At 68.8% G+C, this 26,241-nt stretch carries 12 protein-coding genes; 7 read left to right on the top strand and 5 right to left on the bottom strand.

Translation table 11 applies throughout. The features are described 5' to 3' along the window. Together KEG38_RS34535 and KEG38_RS34530 are read left to right on the top strand one after the other, a co-directional pair. A complete protein-coding gene (locus KEG38_RS34535; protein ID WP_272424508.1) occupies positions 1-2,562 on the top strand; it encodes a PD-(D/E)XK nuclease family protein in 2,562 nt (853 codons plus the stop codon). After that, positions 2,559-5,702, top strand: a complete 3,144-nt coding sequence (locus KEG38_RS34530; RefSeq protein WP_272424507.1) for a UvrD-helicase domain-containing protein — start codon at positions 2,559-2,561, stop codon at positions 5,700-5,702. Before KEG38_RS34535 ends, KEG38_RS34530 begins: the two co-directional genes overlap by 4 nt. Here KEG38_RS34530 and KEG38_RS34525 read toward each other — a convergent pair whose 3' ends face one another. From KEG38_RS34525 to KEG38_RS34510, 4 genes are read right to left on the bottom strand one after another with little or no spacing between them, the layout of a single operon-like run. Continuing rightward, complete coding sequence (locus KEG38_RS34525) at positions 5,703-7,784, bottom strand: DEAD/DEAH box helicase (RefSeq protein ID WP_272424506.1); 2,082 nt, start codon at positions 7,782-7,784, stop codon at positions 5,703-5,705. It lies immediately after the preceding gene. After that, positions 7,777-9,123, bottom strand: a complete 1,347-nt coding sequence (gene brxD / locus KEG38_RS34520) for a BREX system ATP-binding protein BrxD (protein WP_272424504.1) — start codon at positions 9,121-9,123, stop codon at positions 7,777-7,779. Before brxD ends, KEG38_RS34525 begins: the two co-directional genes overlap by 8 nt. Next, entirely contained in the window at positions 9,116-12,010 is a 2,895-nt protein-coding gene (gene pglZ, locus KEG38_RS34515) for a BREX-2 system phosphatase PglZ (protein ID WP_272424502.1), read from the bottom strand. Before pglZ ends, brxD begins: the two co-directional genes overlap by 8 nt. Next, the gene (locus tag KEG38_RS34510; protein WP_272424500.1) at positions 12,007-15,801 is read right to left on the bottom strand and encodes a DUF6079 family protein; all 3,795 of its coding nucleotides are present in this window, start codon (positions 15,799-15,801) and stop codon (positions 12,007-12,009) included. The genes pglZ and KEG38_RS34510 overlap by 4 nt, the downstream gene beginning before the upstream one ends. Positions 15,802-15,941: 140 nt before the next feature. Between KEG38_RS34510 and KEG38_RS55745 the strand changes: the two genes are divergently transcribed. The 3 genes from KEG38_RS55745 (at position 15,942) to KEG38_RS34495 (ending at position 19,894) form a co-directional block, all read left to right on the top strand. After that, complete coding sequence (locus KEG38_RS55745; RefSeq protein WP_272424498.1) at positions 15,942-18,257, top strand: AAA family ATPase; 2,316 nt, start codon at positions 15,942-15,944, stop codon at positions 18,255-18,257. Further along, the gene (locus tag KEG38_RS34500; protein WP_272424497.1) at positions 18,254-19,135 is read left to right on the top strand and encodes a nucleoside/nucleotide kinase family protein; all 882 of its coding nucleotides are present in this window, start codon (positions 18,254-18,256) and stop codon (positions 19,133-19,135) included. Before KEG38_RS55745 ends, KEG38_RS34500 begins: the two co-directional genes overlap by 4 nt. A 72-nt stretch (positions 19,136-19,207) precedes the next feature. After that, complete coding sequence (locus tag KEG38_RS34495) at positions 19,208-19,894, top strand: hypothetical protein (RefSeq protein ID WP_272424496.1); 687 nt, start codon at positions 19,208-19,210, stop codon at positions 19,892-19,894. Between the two features lie 451 nt (positions 19,895-20,345). Here the strand turns inward: KEG38_RS34495 and pglX are convergent, their stop codons facing one another. Further along, positions 20,346-24,230 (bottom strand): BREX-2 system adenine-specific DNA-methyltransferase PglX, encoded by a 3,885-nt coding sequence (pglX, locus tag KEG38_RS34490; RefSeq protein ID WP_272424494.1) that lies wholly within the window; start codon positions 24,228-24,230, stop codon positions 20,346-20,348. 346 nt (positions 24,231-24,576) lie between these two features. Between pglX and KEG38_RS34485 the strand changes: the two genes are divergently transcribed. Together KEG38_RS34485 and KEG38_RS34480 are read left to right on the top strand one after the other, a co-directional pair. After that, a complete protein-coding gene (locus tag KEG38_RS34485; protein WP_272424493.1) occupies positions 24,577-25,254 on the top strand; it encodes a hypothetical protein in 678 nt (225 codons plus the stop codon). A gap of 2 nt (positions 25,255-25,256) precedes the next feature. Continuing rightward, positions 25,257-26,234, top strand: coding sequence for a peptidase associated/transthyretin-like domain-containing protein (locus KEG38_RS34480; protein WP_272424491.1), 978 nt, complete (start codon positions 25,257-25,259; stop codon positions 26,232-26,234). Positions 26,235-26,241: the final 7 nt, after the last annotated feature.

Below are 26,241 nucleotides of genomic sequence, written 5' to 3'. Positions count from 1 at the left end.
TTGCGCATCCTCTTCGATCCCGACTTCGATCACGGTACCTGGCCCGGTCCTCGCGGCGCCGCCGATGCCATCGCCGGAGCCGCCTGGCTCGGCCCCGAGGGGTTCCTCGCGCTTCTCGAAACCCACCTCGGCCTCGCCACGCCGCACGCCTCCCTCGCCGATCGCGCGGCCGAGCTCGTTCCGCGCCTCTTTCGCGAAGACCACTTTTACGGAGCCTCGGCCAAGACCGACCCCTGGGCCACGGCCCACCGGCTGCTCGCGTGGCGGGATCATCTCTGGGAGCACGGCTGGCGTGGCGAGCGGCTCGGGCAGCGGCGCCTCGGAGAGCTCGCCGAGGTGACCCTGGGCCTCCCGCCGGGCCCCGCCGAGCGCATCGAACGCGTCTCCGGCTGGCTCGAGGGGCGATCCGTCGATGTCGAAGAGGTGCGGCTCCTCGTCCCCAAGGCGACACTCTCCGCTGCGTGGCAGCGGGTCCTCGCGCCGCTCGAAAGGGCAGGGGTACGTATCGTCTCGGAGCCCCTCTCCGACGCCCAGGCCGCCGGAAACCTCGCCGCAGCGCGGGGAGAAGGCGCCCGGATCACGCCCGGCGATCCGAGCCTCCAGCTCGTCCGCTGCCATGGGCCACGCGAGGGCGCACGGATGCTCGCCGCCGCGCTCGCCGCCGATCCGGGACTCGGGCAGACGCTTTTCATCGGGCCGGATGGAATCCTCGACGAAGCCCTGGCCGAGTTCGGCTTGCCCACGCTCGGCGCGAGCTCGGCGCACGACGCCGGCGCGCTCGCCGCCCTTCTCCCGCTGACGCTTCAGCTCGCCTGGGGCCCGGTCGATCCTCAGCTCGCGCTCGATTGGCTCACGCTGCCGGATCATCCCCTCGACCGGACCGTGGCGGCGCGCCTGGCCGCGACGCTCGAGGTCTGGCCCGCCGTGGGAAATCCCCTCTGGCGCGCAGTCTCGAACGAGGTGCCCGGCGGCGAATCCTTTCGGGCGATCCTCGACACCGTCTTCGTGCCCATTGCCGATCGCCACGCCCAGATCCGCGTCCACGACCTCTTGCCTCGCGTCGAGCTCCTCGAACGCTGGGCGAGCCTTCATGCCGCGACGAGCCCGGCGCACGCGCTCGTCGTGGCGCAGGCCGAAGCATTGCGTGGCCGGTTCGAGCTCGCCGAGCTGCGCCGGCTCTCGCCGCCGAGGCTCGACGCGGTGCTTGCGAGCGTCGTCGGCAACGGCGCGGCGATGCGCAGGCCCGCGCTGTCGGGGTATGCGGGCGTGGGCCTGCCCGGAGGCGTGGCCGGCCCGGCGCGGCGTATCGTCTGGTGGAACTTCCACGACGCCGGCTCGCGACGTTCCCACGTCTCCCTCCGGGCCTCGGAGCGACAGGCCCTCGCGTCGATCGGTGTGTTTTTGCCCTCGCTCGGCGACGAAACACGCGCCGCGGCGGCGCGGGCGCGGAGGCCTCTCCACCAGGCCGAAGAGACGTTGATCCTCGTTGCGCCGCACCAGGACGAGATCGGGGAGGCGAGGCCCCTGCACCCGCTCTGGGACGAGATCGCGGGCCGGCTCCACGACGGACGGTATCGAAGGCACCTGCATTTCGAGGCGCCAACGCTGGGCAAACCCGCCGCACGAACGACGGTCGTCGTGACCCGAGCCGAGCGTCCGTCCCGCGAGCATCACGCCTCGCGGCCCCCTTCGCCGCGGCCCGCGGAGTCGCCTTCGAGCCTCCAGAAGCTCCTCGGATGCTCGTTCTGCTACGCGCTCGACTACATGGGCCGGATCCGTCCCCGCACCTCGCCCCGCCTCGTGGTCGAGAGCCGCTTGCATGGCCTGCTCGCGCACGAGGTGCTGGCGGCGGCGTCTCGCGAGGGCGTTTTTCCGAGCGAATCGGAAGGCGACGCGCGGCAAGCCACGCTCGCGATCCTGGACCGCCTGCTCCCGACCCATGCGGCGTTGCTTCTCCTGCACGGCCACCAGCAGGAGCTCTTGCTCCTGCGAGACGCCGTCGGCGGCGCGGCCGCTCTTCTCGCCCGCGTGATGCATGCCGAGGGGCTGCGGATCCACACCGTGGAGCAGGAGATCCGCGCGGAGCTCGGCCCGGGGGTCCTTCGCGGCACGCCCGATCTCGTGCTCGAAGATCCTCGGAAACGCCTGGTGCTCCTGGATTTCAAGTGGTCGGGCGAGGCCTACCGCCGCGGAGAGTTACGCGGCGCCACGTCGCTCCAGCTCGCGGCGTATGCGATGCTCCTCGGCCGCGCGGGCCACGAGATCCGCTCGCTCGGTTATCTCATCCTGCGCAGCCAGCGGCTCCTCGTGCGCGGCGCCGCGATCGCGTTCGCCGAGCAGATCCGGCCCGAGCTGCTCGACGAAACCTGGACCGCGACGGAGCACGCCTGGGCCCGTCGCACTGCGGAGCTGTCCCGCGGCGAGATCCAGGCCGACGGCGTCGCGACCGAACGGCATACGCCGCTCCGCGAGGCACGTGTCGATCGCGGTCACCTCCTCCTGCCGGCCCCGTGCACGTACTGCAAGCTCGACCTGCTCTGCGGGCGGGAGAACCGCGCATGACGAAGGGGCGCATCGACATCGTCTCGGCGAGCGCCGGCAGCGGCAAGACCACGCGCCTCGCGCGCGAGCTCGAGCACGCGGTCACGGAGCTCGGCATCGCGCCCGATCGTATCGTCGCGACGACCTTCACGCGCAAGGCCGCCGCGGAGCTCGTGGGTCGAGGCCGCGACTTCCTGCTCCGCAAAGGACGCCCGGACGACGCCGAGCTCTTCCGCGCCGCGCGCATCGGCACGGTGAACGCCGTGGCCGGCATGCTGGTCTCCGAGTTCGCCTTCGAGGCCGGGGTCTCCCCCGAGCTCATCGTGCTCGACGAAACGCGCGCCGAGGAGACGTTCCGTCGCAGCTTCGGGGACGTCGTCTCGCGTGACGACCTGGCCGAGCTCGCGCGTTTGTCCGGGTGCTTCGACGAATTTCCGTGGCCATCGATCGTCCGGCAGATCGCCGACGATGCCCGAATGAACCGCATCTCGCTCGACGCCCTCGACGGCGACCGGGAGCGAAGTGTCCGCGGGTTCTTCGAGCTCTTCGACGAGCCCACGGAGCGGGGCGACGTCCTCGATGCTCGACTCGAGGCGGCCCTCGACACGGCCATCACGCGCCTGCGCGAGAAAATCACGCAGGGCGCCGATCCCACGAAAAAGTCCGCCGAGACGCTCGCCGCCTACGAGCGCGCCAAGGATCACCTCCGGGCGCAACGCTCCTTGCCGTGGCCCTCCTGGGTCGAGCTCGCCCACCTCGCCGCGGCGAGCAAGTCGGATGCGGCCTGCGAAGAGGTCCGCCGCGCGGCCGGCGTGCTCCTCCGGCATCCGACGTTCCGCGAGGACAACGAGCTCGCGATTCGCCTCTGCTTCGACCTCGCGCGGCGCTCGCTCGCCGCCTACCAGCGGTTCAAGTCGGCCCGCCGCGCGATCGATTTCATCGACCAGGAGACGATCGCGCTCGCGCTGCTCGATCGCGAGGACGTGAAGGAGGTCCTCGCCGAGGAGGTGTCCCTCGTCCTCGTCGACGAGTTCCAGGACAGTAGCCCCCTCGAACTCGCCCTGTTCCTCGCCCTCGCCCGCATCGCGCCGCGCAGCGTGTGGGTCGGCGATCAGAAGCAGGCCATTTACGGGTTTCGCGGCGCCGATCCCTCCCTCATGGAGGCCGTGATCGCCGAGGTCCTCCACGGAAAGGAGCCCGAGACGCTCTCCGTGGGCCGGAGAAGCCGGGCGCCGCTGGTGCACCTCACGAACGCGCTCTTCGTGCCGCCTTTCGGGGAGGCGGGCCTCTCGGCTGCGCGCGTCGCCCTCGAACCGGCGATCCCCGAGGATGCCGAGCGGCTCGGGCCTTGTGTCGAGCGGTGGCGGCTCGACCTCCCGAGCGGCTCGGGCGCAGCCGCCGAGCTGGCTCTCTCCATGCGCCACCTCCTCGACGACCCGTCGGTGTACGTGCGCGGCGAGGAGGGCGCTCCGCGGCGGGTTCGTCCGGGGGACATCGCCGTCCTCTGCCGGCGCCGCGAGACCTGCCTCGCGGTCGCGACCGCTCTCGGCAAGGTCGACATCGCTGCCGAGGTCGCGCTCGGTGGCCTGCTCGGCACGCCGGAGGGCCGCGCGGCCTCGGCAGGCCTCGGGCTCTGGGTTCATCCCGACGACATGCTCGCCCGGGCGGAGCTCGCGCGTTTGACCGAGCCCGGCGCCGCATCCATCGACATCCTTCTGCGAGGCGACGATCCGGATCGATGGCGCGACGTGGATCCCATCGCGCGCTTGCTCGGGGCGCGCGACGTTTCCCCGTTCGCGGGGGCGCTCGAGGCCTTCGACGCCGTCGCGCGTGCCCTTCGCCTCGACGACCTCGTGGCGCGCTGGGGCCGCGGCAAGCAGGGCCTTGCCAACCTCGACGCGCTTCGCGCCCATGCCGTCACGTTCGTGCGACTCGCGCGCCACCGCGGCGGCGCGGCTTCCCCGGCGGCGCTCGTCGCGTATCTCGAAGGACTCGCCGAGAGCCTGGAAGACGCCCAGGCCACGCCCGGTGGGGGCCATGCCGTCTCCATCACGACGTGGCATGCCGCGAAAGGCCTGGAATGGCCCATCGTCGTTCTTTACGAGCTCGACGGCACGTTCTCGCGCAGCGCGCTCGGCGTGCACGTCGACGATCGCCGCGGGCGCGGACCGCTCCTGCAAGCGCCCCTCGCGGGACGCACGATCCGATACTGGCCGTCTCCGCTTCGCTTCCAGCGCTCGCCGCTGACCGAGCGCCTCCGCGCCCATCCGATCGCAGCCGAGGCCTCCGAAAACGCCGTCCGCGAGGAGCTGCGCCTGCTCTACGTCGGCTTCACCCGGGCCCGGGATCGTCTGGTGCTCGCGAGCAGCCGGGATCTCTCGGAGGGCACGCTCCGCCTGTTCACCCGCGGCGGCGGCGCGCCCCTTGCCGAACCGATGCCCGCCCGTTCGCGGGAAGGCGTCTCCCTCGTCTCGGTCGATTGGGGTGGACGGCAAACGAGCGTCGCCGTGCGCCGTCCTGCGCCCCGTGCGTCGCTCGTCTCCTCGCAGGCCGACCCGGCCCACGCGGAGATCCTCGATCGCCCGTCGCCCCGCACGTATGCCCCCGCCTTGCTGGCCCCGTCGAACCTCGAAGGGCAGGGGAGTGTCCTCGACATCGAGCGGATCGGCCCACGCGTATCGGCCCGCGCGACCGTCGATCCCGCGGCGCTCGGGAGCGCGGTCCACGCGTTCCTCGCGTCCGATCGCCCCGGCCTCGACGAGGACGATCGCGCCGAGCTCGCGGCTCGCCTCCTCGACGCGTGGGGCGTCGCCGAGGCCCTCCCGGTCGAGGACGTGCTCGCCCTGGGTCGCCGGTTCTCCGATTGGCTCGGCACGCGCTGGCCCGGTGCGATCCTGCGCCGCGAGTGGCCCGTGGAGCACCGGCTCGCCGCGGGGACGCTCGTGCGGGGCAAGCTCGATTTGCTGGTGATGGCGGGCGAGACACTCGTCGTCATCGACCACAAGGTCGTGCTCGCGGGCGAGCTCGACGCCCTGGAGGAGATCCGAGGCGCCCACGGACAGCTCCGAGCCTACGCCGATGCGCTCCTCGCGGCCGGTGCAGCATCCGTGCAGGTGAGGGTGCACTTGCCGCTCGCCGGCCTCGTGGCGCGGCTCGGCTGATCACGGCACCTCGACCACCCGCCTCGCCAGAAATCGCAACTCGAGCTCCTCCGGCAAGCACGGCTGGAACTTCGACAGCGGCTCCCGCGCGCACGACGCCGCGAACCTCACGGCATCCGCCTCCGTCACCGCCCCCGGCGCCCGGAGCGCGCGGATCGCCTCCCGCACCGCCGCCCCCGATCGCGCCGCACCCCCGCGCACCTTGATCGCCATGTTCCCCGGCACCACCAGCGATCCCAACCGCTCCTCCAGGAGCTTCGCGAGCAGGTTGTTCGCTCGTCCCCCGAGGAACGTGTGCCACACGATCTCCCCGGCCGACTCCATCACCGGCATCGCCTCGTCCGCGAGAAACACATTCGCCGCCCGCTCAGCCCGCATCGCTTCCCGCGCGCGCTTCGTCCACCACGGATCCTCGGCCTCGTCGAGGAGCGTCCGCCGAAGCTCCTCGCAGATCCGCCGTGCGATGAGCCGCGGCGGCCCCATCCAGTTCAGGTGCCGCCCCTCCGGCGCCGGCGCCACCTCGCAGAGCCCCTTTTTCCAGTCGATATGCGTGATCTGCCAGGCCTTGCCTCCCAGCACGAACGAGCTCGCGGGCGGCAGCGATTGCACGAAAAACGCATCCACCGTCCCCACCTCGCGCGGCCCCCAGAAGACCTGGAGCAAGGCCTGTGCCTCGAAGATCGCATACAGCGCCTGGAAGTTTCGCCGCGCATACAGCGCCTCGCCCCTCGGCCCCAGGATCAGGCGCCCATCCGCGGCCACCACGATCCCCTCCGAGAGCATCCGCCCGAGGAGCATCTCCCGCTCCCGCTCCGTCACCTCCGAAAAACACACAGCCCCCGCGACCCACGCCCACCAATCCGCGATCGGCACGCCGCCTTCCTGCAGGCAAAGCGCCAGGATCTGCTGCGCCAGCACGTGAAACGCCGCCCGCTCCGGCCGCACGGGCTCCACGTATCCGCTCTTCCAGAGCCGCAAGAGCGCCGCCGACAGCGCGAGCTCGCTCTCCTTCGTACACAAGAACGTCGCCCGTTGCTTCGTCCCCGCTCGCCGCCCCGCGCGCCCGATCCTTTGCAGAAAACTGGCCACGCTCGGCGGCGCGTCCACCTGGTAGACCACGTCCAGATCGCCGACGTCGATGCCGAGCTCCATCGTCGACGTCGCCACGATCACGCAATCGCTCCCCGATTCGAACGCCTGCTCCGCCCGCCGCCGCTCGTCCGCCGAGAGCGACGAATGCATCAGGAACGTCGTCACGCCCGCCCCTTGCAGCGCCTCGCCGAGCTGCTCCACGCGCCGCCGGCTGTCCACGAACGCGAGCCGCTTCTTCCCAGGGTCGAGCCCCGCAATCACCTTCGCCGCATTGGGCACGCTCGCCACCCAGTCGAGATGGACCTCCGCCGCGGAGGGCGGCTTCGGCGGATCGACGAGCCGCCCCTTGCGACGGCTCGTACCGCCGAGCCACGCGAGGATCTCCAGCGGATTGCCCACCGTCGCCGAAAGACCGATGCGCTGGAGATCCCTCCCTGCATGCCTCTGCAATCGCTCGAGCAGCGAGACGAGGTGCGCGCCGCGGTCGTCCCCCGCGAACGCATGCACCTCGTCGATCACCACCGCCTGGAGCGCCCGAAAGAGCCGCTCGCTCGGCACCCGGCTCGATACGAGCATCACCTCCAGCGACTCGGGCGTCGTCATCAAGATGTCGGCCGGATCCTGCGTGAATCGCCCCCGCTCGTTTGCGCCGATGTCGCCGTGCCATTTGAACACGCGTCGCGACAGCATCCCGGCGAGCTTCGTGAGCCGCGGCTCCTGGTTGTTCAGAAGCGCCTTGATCGGGCTCAGGTAAAGCACGCTCGGCGCGCCCCAACCCTCGCCGTGCATCCGCGAGAGCAGCGGCAAGAACGCCGCCTCCGTCTTTCCGCCCGCCGTCGGCGCGAGCACCACGCAGTTGTCGCCGTCCAGGATCGCGTGCGCCGTCAGCTCCTGCACCGGCCGGAGCCCTGAAAAGCCGAGCGTGTGGACGATGTGGTAACGGACCGCCGCGCCGAGGCGCTCGAAGGCGCTCTCGTTCGCGTCAGCCATCGTCCTCGCCCCGCAGATTCAGCACGATGTCGTCCGGGCTCCGCGCGATCCCCGCGGCCGTGGCTTCCTCCGCCGTCATCTCGGCCGCCGCGATCCGCGGGTCGAGGTGCTCCCGCGGCTCGAAGTCCTCGAATTGATCCACCCGATCGAGCAATCGATCCACGAGCTTTTTCAAGAACAGCCGCGGCGCGATCCCCGTCCGCTGCCCGAGCTTGCCGGCCACGTTTCGCGCGAAGGCCCGGAGCACGTCGTCCGTCACCTTCGCCCGGATCCGCTCGGGGTGGTCGGCCGGGTAAAGCTCTCGCACGCGCTTGCCCACCTCCACGAGCCGCTCCTCGTTGAACGGCAAGAGACGCACCTGCACCGCGCGCGGGTTGTCGAAGCGGCTGTCTTCGTCGAAATCGGTATGCAGCCGCGCGGCGAGCGGCGGGAGGCGCTGCACGCCCTGCGGTCCATCGTAAAACGCGGGCGTCCCCGTGATCACGAGGTACAGCCCCGGATAATCGCCCCGCCCGATCGCGTCGAGGAGCTGCCGCAAGGCATTCAGGCTTTTCTCGCGGCTGTCGCCGCGCACCCGTTGAATGGTCTCCACCTCGTCGAGCACGAGCACGAGCCCCGGCCGCCCCGTCTGCTTCAGGAGCAGCAACAAGCCCCGCAAAAACGCGAGCGCTCCCGTGTGATCGAGGTCGGCCTTCAGGTTCGCCTTCCGCTTGACCGTCGCCGCCACGTGCGGCTGCCCCATCAGCCACGCGACGAGCCCCTCGAACGTCGCTTCGTCCTCTTCGAGCCGCGCTCGATGCGCCGCGCGCAGCGCCGACGAGAACGCCGGTTGATCCTCGGCCACCACGCGCAGTCGTTCTTCGAGAAGGAGCGCCACGCGCTCGTGCATCCGCGCCGGATCCGCGCCGAGGCCCGGCTCGGCGGCGAGCGCTTCCTCCTCCAGATCAAAAAACCAGCGCTCGACGAGCTGCCGGAATGCCCCGCGATCACGCTCCTTCGTCCGCAGGTGCTCGAGCGCGCGTCGGTACACCGTCTCCAGCCGGTAGAGCGGCGTATCCACCTCGCTCACCTGCACCTCGGTGACGGCCATGTCGAGCGCGAGCGCCCTCGCCGCGAAGTACCGCGAGAAGAACGTCTTTCCCGTCCCGTAATCGCCCCGCACCGCCTTCACGCGGCTCCGGCCTGCCGCGCACTCGGAGAGCTCCTCGCCGATGGTCTTCTCGAATCGATCGAGACCCACCGCGAGCCATTCGAGCCCCTTGTCCGGCACCGTGCCCGTTCGCAGCGCGTGGAGGATGTCCTTGCGGCGCGCCTTCGAAGGAAGCTCGAGCTCAGCCATGGCCGTCCTCCAGGAAGATCACGCGGAGCCGCTCGGCGTCGAGCGTGATGATCTGCCCCTTCGAATCCATCTCGACGACCGGCTCCTGATCCACGTTGAGCACCCGTTCGAGCTTCGACAGGAACCCCGGCACCCGCACGCCCTTGCCCGCCGTGTCGATACCGAGCGCCACCGCAAAGGGATCCCGCGCCATGCGGCCGCCTCGCCGCACGAGCAGCTCGATGGCCTTCTGGCAATGCGGCCGATCCGGCTCGGGGATCTGCTTGATCTGCTCCTTGTAGAGCGGCGATCGGAAAAGCGCGACGACGAGCTCCGGCGGCGCCTCCGGGGGTGGAGGCTCGAAGGGCAGGGAAACCTGCGCCGTCTTCTTCGTGGGGGCCGGCGGCGGCGTCGCGACCTCGCGCGGGGGCGGAGGCGGTGCCGGGGCTTTGACCTCGCGCTCGACGCGGCTCACCTCCCGGGTCCAGAACGCCGGCGGTTCGAGCGGGGAGACGTCGACGTCGAGCCCCTCCAGCGTGGGCAAGAGCCCCCGCGGCGCGAGCAGCACCGCCGGCGCGACGACCTCCCCGAGGCTCGCGCCCCCGTGCTCGCCCGCGTGCAGCACCGGCGTGTACCGGATCGCCTCGTGGACGGCGACGGCCACGCGGTCCACCCCCTTCACCCCGGCGAGCGCCCCCACGGGCAGCTCGATCTCGTCCGGCGCCGCGGCCTCCTCGGCCCGCAGGAAGCGATGCCGTGCGCCGCGATCCATCCCCTCCGGATCCTTGCCGCCCGTGCGCACTGCGGCCCCGACGAAGCGCTGCCAGTTCACGTTCCCGTGATCACTCACGAGCAGCACCAGCCGTCCCGTATCCTCGGCCGCCTTGAGCAGCTCCTTGAGCGGCAGGATGTGCTCCACGGAGAGCGTCACCCGGAGCTGCACCGAGCCCTTGAGCTGGTCGTCGATGGCGTTCACCACCACGGCTACGATTCGCTCGTCCCCCCGCACCCGCCGGTTCGCGTCATCGGAGAGCCCCCCGCCTTCGCCGAGCACGTCGCCTCGCAAGAGCACGACCGGGGTCTCGTTCATCTGCCGGATCGTCGCGTGCTTTGCCAGCCGCTCGCCGTCCCGCGTGGTGTCCAGCGGCTCGCCCGGCAAGAGGGCTCGACCGGCGAACAGCGCGCTCCGGGACAGGCGCGTGATCGTGGGCACGTGCGCGAGGACGGCCGCGCGTGGCCCGCGCGAAACAGGCACGAACGAGGTGCGGGCGATCGAACCCCAGAGCTCCGCCAGGTTCGCCCAGCTCATCCCGTCCATGCAAAGCACGAGCAGCTTGAGCTCCTCGCTTCGCGCGAGGACCACGAGCCCCATCCTCGCGAGGACCTCCTCGATGGGCAGCACCTGCTGATGGCGCCCCTCGACGCGCACCATCCCGGAGAGCGCCCCGCGATCGCCCCGCGGGCCGAGGACACGCGCATACGCCGCGGCGAACCGTGCATCGAGCGCGTCGCGAACGCGGTCCACCGCGGCGATGAGCCCGAAGAGACCTTTCCCGAGCGGGCCGGCCCCATCGTCGCGCGCCACTTGCCTCGCCCAATCCACCCAGCCGCCTGCCTCGGCCTGGAAGGTCGAAAGCCGGACGACCTCCGCGTGCGGCGCCTCGACGGGGCCGCTTTGCGCCACTGGCTCCCCCAGGAACGCGGCGAGCCGCGTGGCCATCTCGACCTGGTCCCTGAGCCGTGGTTCTCCCCGGGCCCCGTCGTGCGCGAGCAGATCGGCCGCGGTCCGGTCCACCACGTCCATCACGCCCGGCTTGTCGGACGCGGCGACGGCCGCGTCGATGGCCTCGAGGAACACCTTGCACCGGTGCGCGAACACGAACGGCAGCCGATCCGATCCGAGCGCGAGGGGCCGCAAATGCTCCAGCGCGAGCAGCGTCTCCGCTTCCCCGACGATCGCGCGCCGCAGCGGATCGTGCGCCTGCCCCTCCAGCTTCGGCCAGAAAAGCGGCACCAGGTACCCGAGATCCACGAGCGCCTTCGCGAGCCCCGGCGCCCCCTCCTTGGCCTGTTGCAGCGGCAGAAGCGGGTGCCCCGCGACCTGCCGCACGCGCATCTCGAGGACCGTCATGAGCAGCGCGAACGACTGGCTCGTCCGATCTCCCAGCGCCGCGCGCACGGCTTCCCCCACGACGGCCATCGCCGCGAGCTCCACGGCCGCATCGTCGAGCCAGGCCGCGACGATCCACCGCGCGCTCGCCCCGAGCCGCCGATCGAGCACCTGCCCGAGCTCCTCGCGCGCCCCCTTGACCTCCGCGAGCACCGCCGCGAGGGATTTTCCGCGCCTTTCCCGGTCGAGCAGCACCGCCGCGAACGCTTGCGCTTCCGTCGGGACGGCCTCGAGCCCCAATCGGTTCCGCAAGAGGACGAGCCAGGCGTCGTCGAGATCGATGCTCGGCGCCTCGCCCTGCGCGTACGTCCGTGTGCCCTCCCGCTGCGCCACGAGCCGGAGCTTGCTCCCGCGCATGCGCGGCGTGCAGCTCTTGGCCCCGAAGCGCCGCGGCAGAAGCGACTCGATCTGCGGCCAGAACAGCCGCCCTCCGGCCAGGCTCGCCTCGATGTCCCGCGGCAGCCGCCGCGAGAACGAGACCACGTACGCCGTCGGCTCCTCCTCTTTGGCCAGCTTCTGCCGCAGATCGAGCTCGCCTGACGTCGCCACGATCCGGAAGCGCGTGGATTCTCCGCCCACCACGACGTCGACCGTCGCCCCGTCGTCCGCCTTGTCCGCGAGCCGCGCGAAGAGCGCCGATCGCCGCGCCCGACGCGGCTTCTGGTGCAGGAGATCGAGCTCTTTTTTGATGTGCTCGCGCGTGAGCGCGGGCGCCTCGGGCACCTCGCTCGCCGTCACGGAGTCTCGTCTCCGTCGACGATTTCGATGGTGACGCGCAGGCGTTTTCCGGCGGACAGGCGCTCGCGCAACACGAGGAGGAGTTGATCGGCGTCGGCCGGAGTTTTCAGGAGGACGGGGGCGTCGATTGTCGTGGGACGATCCTCACCCCCAACGCCTCTCCTTGAAGGGAGAGAGGCGACGGGCGCCGTTTCGTTGCGGGGAGGGTTGAACATCTGCGGCGGCGGTTGCGGCGGCTGGGGTTGCACCGGAGGAGCGGCGAACAGAAGCCGCGTGATCCGCGCCCCCTCCTGCTCCAGCGCCGGCCGCAGCGCCACCACGTTCTCGTTCTGCACGAGCGCCATGAGCACCTTGTCCATCGCGGCGGCGACGTCGCTCCGACGTGCCGGATCCACCGAAAGGTTCTGCCCTCCGGCGATCGGCGCCTTCAGGCTCTCGTTCCGCAGCGTCTCCAGGAGCGCCTCGATCCGACGCGACCCCGTCATGTGCGTGATCGCCGTCGTCCGCGCCGCGTCCCAGGGCAGCCGCCCGAGCGCCTCGACGACCCGCGCCGACTCGTTTCCGGCCCCGAGCACCGCCGTCACGAGATCGCGGATCGCCCCGAGCGTCGCGCCCCGCGGCGTCGACTCCACCGGCTCCTTGCAGCCCGCAAGCCTCTGCCACTCCTCCAGGAGCACGAGCGCTTCCGCCACCCGGCTCGTCTCGATCTCGCCCGCTGCCTTCCTTGCCTTCACCGCGAGATCGTCCACCCGCTGCGGCGTCAGCGCCTTGCCCAGGGTCACCCCCAGAAGCTCCGCCGCCCGCAGCGCCGCTTGCCACGTCTCCTGCCCCGGCAGCTCCACCGGCACGAGCGCGAGATCATTGGCGAGCTTGCCAATCAGCCCCTCCACCACGTGCCCGTGCGCCATGAGCCGCAGCGGCTTCGCGGCGGCCTTCGCGTAGGCGAGGACCAGAAAATCCTCCACCTCCCGCGCGAGGTCCATCAATCCCTCTGGATCGATTGCCGCGCGCACGGCCCCCACGGAGAGCGTCCCCTTGTTCTGGGCGAGGTTCTTCGCCATCGCATCGAGGATCCCGCCTGCGTACGTCGCCTCCTCCTCGATGACCCGCACGACGCCCAGGTGCTCGGCCGCCGCAATGGCGCGCAGATCGTCGATCTGCGCCCGGTCGAAGCGCGCCCTCCGTTCGGGCGTGTCGAGCAGCCGGCCCACGAGATCGAGCACCCCCTCGATCCGTGCTCGCGTGGGCACCTTCGTGAAGACCGGATGCCGCGGTGCCCGCGCTTCGAGCGCCTGCTTCACGATGGCCTCGAGGGATTGCTCGAAAAGTCCGTCCGCCGGCACCGACAGCCGCGTCTCGTGCCGCAGCAGATACGCCCGATGCTCCGGGGCGAGCCCCGGTGCGAGATGCGCATCGAACGTGTGTGTCACGCCATATGCGCTGGCCAGCGCATTCTCGATCTGCGCCCGCTTGTGCGCCTGCTGCTGCTCCAGCGTCCCGCGCACACGCCCGAGCTCGTCCAGGCTGATCCATGGCACACGCGCGGCGAGATCCTTGTCCTGGAGCGGCAAGAGCCCGTCGAGAATGCAGAGGTCCGCGAGCACCTGCCGCGTGTCCTCGTCGATGAACGCCGGCAGCCAGACCACCGTCGGCAATCCGCGCTCCGCATCCTGCCCCGAAAGGCCGTCGAGGAAATCACGAAGGCGCTCCTCGTCATGCCGCGGGCTGTGACCGACCTCGTCGAAGGGGTAATCGACGAGCACCCGAAGATCCTCGCCCTCCGCGGGCTGGAACGCATGCTCGTTCACGAGCCGGATGTTGTCGTAGACGAACCCGATGCGCCATTTTCGCCCGCGCCACTCGATCACCCGGCTGCCCGTCTGATCCTCCAGTTTCACGCCCATGCGCTCGAAGAGGATCTGCCGTACGCGGATGCGCCTGCGCTGCTCGTTGTCGAGATCGCGGCAATAGTCGAGGATGCGGCGCACGTCGATGACGTCGAGGATGCAACGCACGGCGGGGTTCGCCGCCCCCTCGACGTGCACGGCAGGCGTCACGCCCGAGAGCTCGCGCACGAGGTTCGCGGCCATGGCCGGCTCCTGGTTCGGCACCTTCGACTTGAGCGTGCCGCTGTTCAGGTACACCAGGCTCTGCGCCGTCAGGTTCTTGAGGACGGGCGTATTGGGCACGAGCCCCTGGAGCAGCACCGTCTTTGCAATCCGCGTCTGCGTGCGGCATACCGCCTCGGGGCACCCCGAGCAGCCGAGGCGGGCATCGAATTCCTCACGGAGGAGCTGGCACTTCTCGGGGCTCGCCGTCTTGTTCTTCTTGCGGATGTGCGGGAGCAGGTCGTTCTCGTAAATGCGCCGGGCCTGCTCGTAGAGCTTCTGGATCGCCTGGAGATCACTCGTCTGCCCGTGCGCGACGACGTCGAAGAGGTCGCCGACGGGCACGACCTTGCCGAGCTCGAAATCGGGCAGGTATCGCACGAGCAGATTGGTGAGCTCGCGGAGCGCCGTCCGGTCCCGCTGGAGCGTCGCCGAGAGGGCCACCATGACCTCGACGAGCGCGGGGGAGAACGGATAGACGCGCCGAAAATCGTCCACGTCGCCCTGGTTGCCATTGAGCTGCCGGAAGTCGGACGAAAAGGCGCGCTTGTACGCCTCGAAGGCCCGGTCGATCTCCGCCTTCGCCTCGGGCCCCGCGCTCCGGAGGACGCGCTTTTCGATGATGCGCGGCAGATCCTTGTCTTCGAGCGAGATCGTCTCGAAGCGGTCCTTCCAGAACGAGAGCTGATCGCGGAAGATCACCTCGTCGCGGCCGACCGTCAATTTGCCGACCATCTCCGAGAGATCCCGCTGCCGGGCCGCGAACGTCAAGAAGGGCAGGGCCGGCGGGTAATCGCCATGCTCGACGAGCGTGGAGACCTTGGGCGTTTCGAGGGCGAGTTTTTTCGGGTCCTGGAAGGTCGAAAGCCAGAGGACGAGCTCGTCGAGGAACAGGATCACGCCCTCGTAGCCGAGCCGCGCGAGGTGCTCGGCGAGGATCTGCAGGCCCGGCCCGAGCTTCACGAGGTCGGCGCCCGCCGCCATTCCTTCGAGCCACGGCGTCTTCGCGAGCTCGCCGGCGAGCGCGCGCGCCTCCGCCGATCCGGCGAGCTCCATGGCCGCCTCGAACCGCGCGCGGTCCCAGCCCCCGAGCTCGCCCCAGTCGTCGCCGCCACTCTTGTTCGAGGGGAACGCCGCGAAGAACTTCTCGTCGCCGAGGTCTTCGAGCAGGCGTTTGGCGCTCGCGAAGAGCTTCTGCACCTCGAAGAGGGCCGGCGCCGGAGCGTCGGGGTGCAGTCGGGCGAGCTCCTCGACGGCCGCGCCGAGGACGATCTCCTCCAGGGTGCGCGCCTGGCGGCTGATGCACTGGACGTGGAGGCGGAAGAGCTTCTTGCCGATGACGCCGGGGGAGAACTGCTTTCGCTGGGCCTCGAGCTCGGGGTGGAGCGCGTAGACGGCCTTCTCGTCGGCGACGAGCAGGCTGAGCACGTTCATGAAATGGGACTTGCCGCAACCGAAGCTGCCGTGAATCCAGGTGAAGACGCTGCGCCGGTCCTCGATGCCGCGGCGGACGTTGTCGAGGGCGCGGTCGAGGTTCCGCGCGATGGAAGGGGTGACCTGGTAGTCGACGAGGGTGCGCTGGATACGTTCGGCCGTGGCAGCGCGGTCGATCTGGTGGACGAAGTCGACGGTCTTGACGTCGTCGGGGAGCTGGAAATAGCGGCGAAGCGGGGTGGGAGGCATGGTCGGGCAAAACGCTGGGCGTTCGGGGGCGGGAGTGTACGCGGGGGGACAGGGCAGGGGGAAGAAGTTTGTTGGGGTCGGGTCGCGTGGAGGCTGGGTGCCGCTTGGCCCGGGGAAGCGGTCGATGGTAGCGTGCCCACGTGACGCCCGAAGACCGCCAGTTTCTCAAGGCAGCTTTCCAGGCCGTGGTGGATGCTCCGCTTTACGTGAACGACACGCGGTACGTCGCGCTCGGTGAGGCGGCGCGGGGCGAGGATCCGGTCGAGCGGCTCGCGCGCGAAATAGAGTTTTCCGCCGGGGAAAGCCTGCAATTCGTCACTGGCTTTCGGGGGACGGGGAAGACCACGGAGCTGAAGCGGCTCGGGCTGAGGCTCCACGACGAGGGCTACGACGTCGCTTACGTGGACATGGACGCGACCCTCCGCGTCGGAAACAACCAATTTCTGACCCGCGACCAGTTCTTCGACGCGCTCCTCCTTGGCTTCAACCAGCCCATTCGTCACAACAGGCTCGAATATGATTGGGCCGGGATTCGACTCGCTGACGACCCCGGCTTCTCCACACAGGAGACCGTCCTCATCGTCGATTCGCTGGAGCACGTACGCACCACGTCCACGAAGGAGCTCGCACACGCCGCGATCGCCGACCTCCTGGTCCAGTACGCGAGTGAGCTCCGCATCCGGGGTTTGCATGTGGTGTGCACCGTCCCGCCGGATCTCAAGCTCGATGCGAAGATGGCGGCAGCCATCCGCCTCGCCGGGATCATCCAGTCGGTTCCCGCCGTCCGTGTGCGCAGCGAGCGAGGATTCCCGTCGTGGCCGGGAATCGAGGCGCTGGAGGCCCTCCTCGGCGCTCGATTCGATACGATGCGCCTCCTTGGCTCCCGTGATCTCGTCCTCAAAGTCATCACGCACTCCGGAGGCAATCCACGCGATCTGCTCCGCCTCGTCGGAGAGATCATCCGCCGCGCCCGGACGCTGCCTGTCAGCGCGGAGGTCGTGGAGAACGCGATCGGATTTTTCCAAAGCGAATTCATGGTCTCCGCCGGGAGCTCGATCGTGCCCCTCGCTCGGATCGCGGAGACCCACGAGCTCGCGCTCGCAGGGCCCGAGAGCATCGCCGATGTCGCGCGCTGGTCCGACGCGCACCTCGTCCTCGAGTATCGCGACGGACGCGAATGGTACGACGTCCATCCGCTCGTGCGGAACACGGTCCTCGAGAGGGCTCGCGCCCTGGCCAAGGCGGCCGACTCCGTGCCGCCGCCCGATCCGGCGAGCTCCCGGCCTTCCCATGCCATTGCCGCCCACGCAGCCTCGGTCGTTCTCACACCCGAGATGTGCCTCACGATCATCGTCGAGAACTACCGTGCCCTCAGTCACGTCCGCTGGACGTTGCCGCGCGGCGTCTCCGCGCTCGTCGGGCCCAATGGCTCGGGCAAGACGACGCTCCTCGACATCCCCGAGCTCCTCAGGCACGCCCTCCAGTATGACGTGACCCGGGCCATCGACGCGCGCGGAGGCCCTGGCAATCTTCGGAATGCCCGCGCCGACCGCAATGCCCCCGTCATCCTCGGCGCAGCGCTCGACGATCTCGTATGGCGGCTCGACCTTTCCCCGAAAGGGGCCTTCACGACCCCTCTCCACGGGGAACGAGCGACCGTGGGCGAGGCGACTGTCTTCGACCGAACCGCGCCGATTCCCGGGCTTGCCCTGCGCCCCGACGACGCCCGGCCCCTGCTCGCACGGTTCGCCGAGCTGCCCGAAGGAGGTGGCCTGCAGCCGCTCGTCAACCTCCTCGCGGGCTACCGGCTCTATCAAACGTATGATCTGGCGAATATCCGGGTGAACGGCTCGCAGGTATCCTCCGACGAGCACCTGCACCCCGACGGCCGCAACGTGTTCTCCGTCCTCCGCAACTGGCGCGACCGCATGGAGACACGTCCCCGCTGGGAGTTCGTCATCGAGAGCTTGAAGGCCGCTTTTCCCGACACGTTCGACGACCTGGATTTCGAGATGGCCGGTCAGACGGTCTCGGGGCGCATCGTGGCGCCACAACCCGACCTCCGCATATCGACCTATTTCGCGGCGACCGGCTGGCTCGTCGCATTGCTTCACCTCACCGCCGTCGCCTCCACCGATCCCGCCGGCGCCGTCGCGATCGACGAGGTCGAAAACGGCCTGCACCCATACGCCATCCGGCAAATCATCGAGGCGATGCGGAGCTGGGCTGCACAGACCGGCATTTCCATCGTCCTCGCCACGCACTCTCCCGTGGTCATCGATCAATTCAAGGACGAGCCCAGTCACCTCTTCGTGATGGAGCCAGGCCGCCCGAAAGCGCCGCTCCAGCTCGATGAGATCTACGATCCGGAGTGGCTCGCCCACTTCTCGCTCGGCGATCTCTACGCCCACGACGAGTTCGGCGCGCAGAACAAGGACGGCGAGCAACGCGAATGAAGCGGGTCGTCTTGATCGTCACCGGCAAGACCGAAGTGGCCCTCGACCAGTCCTTGGCGCAGCTCTTCCCGAAGGAGAAGGTGACGTTCGTCGTGCGTCCGCCGAAGGACAGCTTCACCTCGAATGCGCTCCTCGAAACGCCGCTTCGAGGCACGGAGGAGAAACCCACGGCGGCGGAGAAGCTCGCGCAGGCACTGGTGTCCGAGGTCGACCCTGGCCGTCGCGACGAGCCTCCCCCCGATTACGTGGTGCTCGTCGATGACCTCGAGCTCGACAACCTACCGTGGCCCGAGCGGGCCATCCACTACGTGCGGACCGCCCTCGAGACCCACGTCGAGCGTCATTATCCCGGCCAGAGCGCGCGGGAGAGGGCCCTCGGGCGTGTGCGCGACCGCTGCTCGTTCCACCTCCTCAGCCCCATGGTCGAGGCCTATTTCCTCGCCGAACCTGCTGCCCTCACGCGCGCTGGCGCGACGCGCGCTTCGACGTTCGATGCGACGACGAACAACACGGAGTCGTCGTTCCAGGTCAGCGACCGCGAGTTCCTCGCGCCCCCGAACCACAAAAACAAGCATGCGTTACCTCCCTGGGCGTCGGCGGATCGGGCGCGGCACCCGAAGCGGTACGTCCAGTTTCTCTGCGATCCCACGGGGACCAAGGCGCAGGCCTACAAGGAAACGGGAGGCGGACGAAACGCGCTCTCGAAGCTCGACTGGCCCGCCGTTCTGGCGACGTCCACGCATGCCCAGTTCGTACGCTCCCTGATCCACGACCTCGCCGATGCCCTCGAGGAGCCCGCCGTCGCCCAGCGGTTCGCCGGCGCCACGCACCCGTTGACGTGGCCTCCCCGCAAGGGGCACCTCCTGCGGAACGTGTAACGGCCTCCTGGCCCACCCTTTGCTCCCGCTCCCGTCCGAGGCGCTCGTCGCCCCCCAGAAAGGGAGGTTCTCATGGGTGAGGTCATTCGCAAGCGTGCCCCGGTAAAGGACATTTTCGCGGACACCCGCACGACGTACGACCGTGCCGTCGTGCGGGGCGGGACGTTTCAGGCGCTCGCCGAGCAACGGATCGGGCCCGTGCTCGCCGTGGTGAGCAGCGTGGAGGCCCAGATCGCCGAGGCCGAGGCCAAGGCGGGACCGGCGCTCGCGGCGCTTTCGGCGGAGAACGGCAAGGCCGACAAGTTGCTCGGCAAGGTGTCGGACGACATCTGGAACGCGCTCGGGCGGCCGGCGGTGGATCCGCACCTGAGCCTGCTTTTCCCCGGGGGAATCGCGCTCTACACGGACGGGGACGTCGCCACGCAGCCGCGGCGGATGGAGCTTCTGGTTTCGCTGCTCCGGACCCCGGTGCATCCGGGTCTGCCCGCGGGCGTGCGGGAGGCGGCCGCGAACGCCGTCGAGGAAGCGGCGGCATTGCTGCGGGCGAAGGTGGAGCCGGCCATGGCCGCAAAGACGCAGCTCGAGATGCTCGGGCGGGTGCGGACGGCGCTCGGGCGGGCAGCACAGATGGAGCTCGCGAATTTGAAGCGGCTTTACAAGGGTCACGGGCTGCGCGAGGTCGACATCCACGAGGTGATTCCGACGCGGGGCCGGGCGTCGGGCAAGAAGGGGGCGGAGCCGGCGGAGCCGGTGGGTTGATGTCGAGCTGAGACGTACGCTTTCGCGGGGGTGAGACCTTCTCACCCCCGAAACCCCCTCTCCCTGGAGAGGGGGTTTTTTGTTTCCATTGCCGATTTCCTGCTCGTTTTGCGGGTTCCACACGTGTCAGGTGGTGGTCCTGTGCCGGCACGGTGCCTGGCACGTGTGTCGGTCGCGGCGGCTGTTCGGGTCGGGCAGATGATACGTGTGGCAGCGGGCGAATTCGTGCTCGTCGTTGCATGGACACACGTGGCAGGCCGTCCCGGCGCTCGGAAAGGGCGGGTGACACGCGTCAAAGGTGCCACGCGGGTGTGGCTCGCGGAGGTGACACGTGTGGACGTTGGTGATGCCGGTCCGCGGGAGCGGGTGACACGCAGGACAGGCGCGCGGGGAGGGCGGGGAGGACGGGTGATGGGTGGGGAGGGCGAACGCACGCCTCTCCTTCGCTTCGTTACCCTGCATCCCCCGCGACGGACACCATCCTCGGCCGCTTCTTCCGCTCGACGAGTTTTCCCTCCTCGACGAGCGCATCCACGGCCTTCTTGATTGCCGCCGCGCTCATCGACAGCGACTCCGCGAGCCCGGCCACGGCCACGCCGGCCCCGCCATCCGCCGCCCTAACGGCCTCCAGAATCGCGGAGGCGGACGCGGGGGCGGAAGCGGACGCGGAGGCGGAGGCGGAGGCGGACGCGGACGCAGGCTTGCGGCCACGCGTCTGCGTGCGTGCAGGCCTGCGGTAGATCCTCGCTTCGTCGAGGGACATCTCGATCTTGCGCGCCTCCTCGGACACGTAGGCCTCGAATTGGCTCGCGGTCTCGCCGTCCTCGTCGTGCCATTGGCGTACCCAGGGGAGCAGGTCGACCATGGTTTGCAGGAGGGGGGCGAGCTTGTGACGGGCCGCGGCGTCGCGGGTGAGGGCGTCGTCGGTCGCGGCGGCGGGGCCGAGGGATTCTTCGCGGTCCTTGCGGGTGGCGCGGGGGAGGACGTCGCCGCCGTGGAGGCCCATTTCCTCCTGCCAGAGCTCGATTGTGGCCTGGAGCTTTTGCAGGTGGTCCCAGCCGGCCCAGCCGAAGACGAGGCCGGCCTTTCCGGAGGCGCCGGCGGGCGGGGTGGCGGTGGGGTAAGCGATGAATCGTTCCTTGGGGACGTCGAGCTTGCCGCGGTGGCGCCAGACGGTGGCGGCGTTTTCGAAGTCTTTCTGGTCGTACTTGGGGGGAGGTTCGATGGACACGGTTTCGCCGGCGTCCTCGCGCCGTTGAAGGTCCCAGACGCGCTCCCAGGCGCGGCGGGTTTCGATGCCTTCGTCGGTGTAGACCTGGCAGGTGGCGGAGGAGACGGATTCCTTTTGGAGGAGGTCGGCGAGGAGGGATTCGAGGTCGAAGGTGCTGGAATGGGTGAGGACTTCGGCGACGGCGCGGACTTTGGGATCGTGGTTCAGCTCGGCGGCAAGGGTGCGGATGGGGAGGGGGCGGGGGTCGCGGGATTGGAAGAAGGTTTCGGTGCGGGTGAGGAGCCAAGACTCACATGCTTGCGTGACCTGGACGGCACGGTCTTCGGGGACCCAGCGGCGCTTGAAGTCCGGTGATTCGAGCACGCGAAGCTGAGCGTCTTTGCTGATGAGTGCAATGCGACGCTCAAGCAGATTGGCTTCCTCCGCCGTCAACTCACCACGGGGGATTTCGGGGTTCGGTGTCCTTCCGTGCCGCGGGAACCAGTCGGTTGGTTTGCCGCTCCGTGCGAGGACGATCTCGAACGCACGAAAGCTCTTCGTGCCGGCAACTTTGGGTTCTCGAACGGAGGGCAAGCCGCAAAGCTCGTAAACAGCCCAGTCGAGCTCCTCCTGGAGTGCGATCATCTGCTCCAGCACTTCGACATCCTGGGCGGCATATTCGCGAAGCGTCTTGCCTACCTCGTGTACGCCAGCCCGTTCGATTGCGAGCCTTGGCGAAAGTTCCAAACGCTTCCAGGCAAGCTCGTCCAGTGACCTTGCGTGGCCGATGAGCAACTCGATTCCATCGGGGAGCGGCAGATCGACGAGGTTGCTGCCATTGAACTCGTATCGATCCATCCAAGACTCCGACTGGACACCGCGCCCCATGCCGCTTCCAGCCTTGTTCGTCACGACCTGCTTCATCCAAAAGCACGCGACGGAGCTATTCAAATAGCCCAGAAGCGTAAGGTACTCCTCCTCCGTCGCACCATCCGGCAGCTTGACGATGGGGGCAGATTGCTTAAAAACTTTGCCGCCGCGGTCGAGAACAAAGTGGTTGTGGGTCGCTACAAATGCAAATGTGATCCGGCGGGGCGCAAAGTGTCGCTCCGGATAGAACATGGAGTATTCGTAAAACTCTCCACCAGCATCCCGCTTCGTCTTGAACCCCTTGCCCTGCCGCTCCCATAACTGGGCCCGGTAAAGCCATGCGACGCGCCCGAACTCTCCAAGTGCATTAATGGGCGCAGTCCCTGCCTGATTGTACGGGAACACGATATCCGTCGTATGAACAAAGCTCCAATCCCTTATACATTCACCGGAGCCGTAGGCAGCGACATGTGCATGAGGCAAGCGCCACCTGGTCGAACATCCGATGGGGATCGCGAACAGTTCGTCTTCACGGGTCACAGCACCGAAGCCAACCAATTCTACCGCATCAGCCAACCTTTTCTCGAATCGTTCTTCAATAAGTTCCTTTAGTTCCGCAACACCGCCGCCCCCTAGGCTCCAGGGATGATTTGCCAATTTTTCCCGCTGTACCTCGGCGATCGAGATGAACTCGCTCTCGTATCCTGCATCGAGATGGTGGTCCGCGATCGCTAACCAGACTTTCCCCTCCGCTGGAACCTCCGGCGTGCTTGGTTCCCCGCGGTTCCCCATCACCGCCCACACCTTCGCACCAATCGGGCGCTGCGCTCGAGCGAACAAGATGACGGTTGGCGTGCCGTGGCCCGGGATATAGGCACCCGAGGTATCGATCACTTCTGTCAAATCCCAGCTCGGCAATACCTGCTCCACGAGCGCTTTTCCAAATTCCCGCTTCATGAATGAGTTTGCGGTGATCTGTCCCGTCCATGCGCCGACATTTCCGAGCTGAAAAATCCGCTCCGCGAAAGGCGCCGACAATGCATATTGCCCTGACGCCGCCTTGTAATGCTTCCGAATCAACTCCCGCTTCTGCGCATCCTTCTCTGTGATGTACGGCGGATTCGCCACCACCACATCGAACCGCGTCTTCTTCAGCAGCACGTCCGCCGCCGTGTCGAACAGCGAATACACCGGCCCCCGCTCGAACCCCGCCGCCTCCTGCCCCTGCCTCGCGAACAGATCCCCGAACTCCACCTGGATCTCAGACAGGCCCGCGAGTAGCGAATCCCCCACGTATACCTGCAAGGGTAGGCGCTCGGGCACCTCCTCCAGCCTCGTGATGCCGGCCTTGTCGAGGTAACTCAAGAGCAACCGGAACCGTGACATCGCCGAGGCGTACGGATTCAGATCGACACCGTACACCTGCGACAGCGCCTTCCGCGCCGTCTCCGCCACCGGCCTCCCAGGCTCCGCACGCAAGCGCGCCTCGAACAGACGATCGTACGCACCCAGCAGCAAGTGCCCCGATCCACACGCCGGATCCAGCACCGTCATCGCCACCCCACGCTCCCGGATCGCCGGATCGAGCGTGTTGTCGAGCAGGAACCGCTCCACGAAATCGGGCGTCTGCAGCAGCGCATACCGCTTCCGCACCCCCTCGTTCAGGTCCTGATACAGATCCCCGAGGTACCGCGTCGACGCCCCCTCGTGCTCCGCTTCCCCCGAAGGACGCCCGAACGAATACCGCAGCGCCCCCTTCTCCTCCGCACGAAGCTCGTCCAGAAGCTCGCCAATCGCCCGCGACGTCGGACCGAGCCGCCACAGCGGCGCATACCCCGGCCCGAACACCTCACGCCCGCCCGGCAAAAGGGAAATCGCGTCGAAGACGTGCAGCAGGTAATCACGATCGCCCAGGTACTTGAACGACGCGCGGAACATGGCCTGCCGCTCCGTCGCGCCGGGTCCGGCCAGCCGATGCGGCAGATACCCGCGATCCTCCAGCGTGCGCGCAAAGACCGCGCAAAGGACCCAGCTCGCCGCGACCTGATCACAAAAGGCCTCGCGGTACGTCTCGAAGGGTTCGCCCGTGCGACCCTGCTTGCGATCGGCGGCGTGCGCTTCGCGAAGGGAAGGGTCGACCCGAGGGTCGGCGGCGCGCTGGCGGAGATCCTCGGCGAGGCGGCGGTGGAGCTTGGCCATCGCGCGGACGAAGGATTCGGGCTCGGTGAGGGGCGGGAGGGAGGAAAGTTTGTGCATGGCGGACGAACGGCGGGGAGCCTAACCGAGAGGCGGGCAGCGAGGCAAGAGGGGGATGGAGGCGCGGGCGCGGGCGCTCGCTCCCGCAATGTATGATTGCGGCGAACACGAAGTGCATCCGTTAGCGTGAAGGCCCGTGGGCAAAGCTACGGGCGCGCCTTCCCGCGGCGGCATGAATTATTTTTAGGTTGCTTCAAAAGATTAGCGTCCATTATGAAGGTGCGCGTCGTCCATGAGGTGGGGCCGATCTTCGGGGACGACGCGAGAGCGAACAGAGAGCATGAAGGGTCTCGATTCTTCCGGAGATTCCGGGAATGAGAGGACGTCGCGCCCATCCCGCGAGCCCGTGGACCGCGAATCGCTGGAGGTGAAGCTCGACGCGCTGATCGAGGAGATGCGCGTGGAGCTGGCCGCCGAGCTCGCCCAAGCCGCGGAATCGAAGGGGCCTTCGGTGCACGTGACAGGGATCCTGCCCCCCACGAGCCAAGCAACGGAAGAAGTCGCGCCGCCGAGGGTCATCGTCGGGAGCGGCGTGGACCCACGCGCCGAGCCGACGCTCGTGGGCCGGCGCTCGACCGACGGGGCCGAATGGATCTTCGACGGGGTGGAGGAAGAAGCTCCGCCGCCCGGGATCCACGCGCCGCTGACGAGGAGTGATGCGCCGGTCGAGCATGTCGTGGTGCTCGAGGCGAAGCCGCGGCGGTGGGCGCCCGTGGTCGCCCTCGCGGGGGCCGTGGTGGGAGTGGCATTGACGTGGATGCTGCTGGGGAAGGGGGCGGCGCCGCTCGTGCTCTTGCATGTACCACGGCCCGTGATCCCCGCGGCGGCGCCATCGCCGGAGGGGATGGCGAAAGCCGCGGAGACAGGGGAAACGAGCACAAAGGCGGACAAGCCCGTGACATCGGAGAACCAGGGCCCGCCGGCGGCGGCTTCGCAGTCCAAGAGGCCGTCATGGAAATCGACACGCCCGAGGGGCGAACCGAAGCCTCGCGCGACGGGGCTGGAGACGGGAATCGAGTTTTGACCATGCGACGAACGTTCGTGATGGGCCTCTTCGGGTTCGCCCTTTTGATGCCCTGCCAAAGCTTCGCCGACCCGGCGCTGCCGTCACCGCCCGACGTGGCCACGGACCGCGCGCGAAAGCTGTCCGTGGAGGGGCTCGCGCTTTATGGCGCCGAGCAATTCGCCGAGGCGCACGCGGCGTTCGTCGCGGCGTGGAGCTTGAAGAAGCATCACCAGATCGCCGGGATGCTCGGCGATTGCGAGATGCGTCTCGGGAAGTACAGGGACGCGGCCGAGCACCTCACGTATTACGTGCGGGAATACCCCAAGGACCGGCCGGCCGAAAAGCTTACGCGGGCGCGGGGGATGCTGGAGGAGGCGAAGAGCCATGTCGGCACGTTGACCATTCGGGTGGACGAGCCGGGCGCGGACGTTTTCGTGGATGGCAAGCCGGTCGGGCCGTCACCACTCGTGGACCCGGTGTTCGTCGATCCCGGGACACGGCTCATCGAAGTGCAGCGAAGCCGGGGCAAGAGGATGCAAACGGTGGAGGTGAGCGCGGGGAGCACCCATACCGTGCGGCTTTTGCTGGCGCCGGCGAGGGGGGCGGTTCCGCCGCCGGGGCCTACGTCGAAGGGGTTGCCCTGGGCGGCGATCACGACCGGGGCGGGCGCGGCGGTGAGCCTCGGGGTGGGAATCGGGCTCCTGGCGAAGGCGGGCTCGGTGGATGCGGAGGCGGCTGCGTATCGGCGCGAGCATGGCATCGAGAGCGAGACGTACTGCGCGGAGAGGCCGGGGCTCGACGCGTGCAAAGAGCTCCATGGGATCGCGGTGCAGCAAATCCCGTACTTCTGGAGTGGCGTCGGCGCGCTCGCGCTGGCCGGCGCCGGGGTCGGGGTCACGACGTACTTGCTCTGGCGGTCTCCGGGGAAGGCGACGGCGCCACGGGTGGGGCTCCGCATGACTCCCGGACCGTATCTACAGGTTCAGGGCTCTTTCTGAAGGTCGA

Origin of the sequence: Polyangium jinanense, assembly GCF_028435265.1 — a bacterium.
Classification (GTDB): domain Bacteria; phylum Myxococcota_A; class Polyangia; order Polyangiales; family Polyangiaceae; genus Polyangium; species Polyangium jinanense.
Note: the sequence above shows the minus strand (reverse complement) of the source record. Positions and strands in the feature narration are given on the sequence as shown.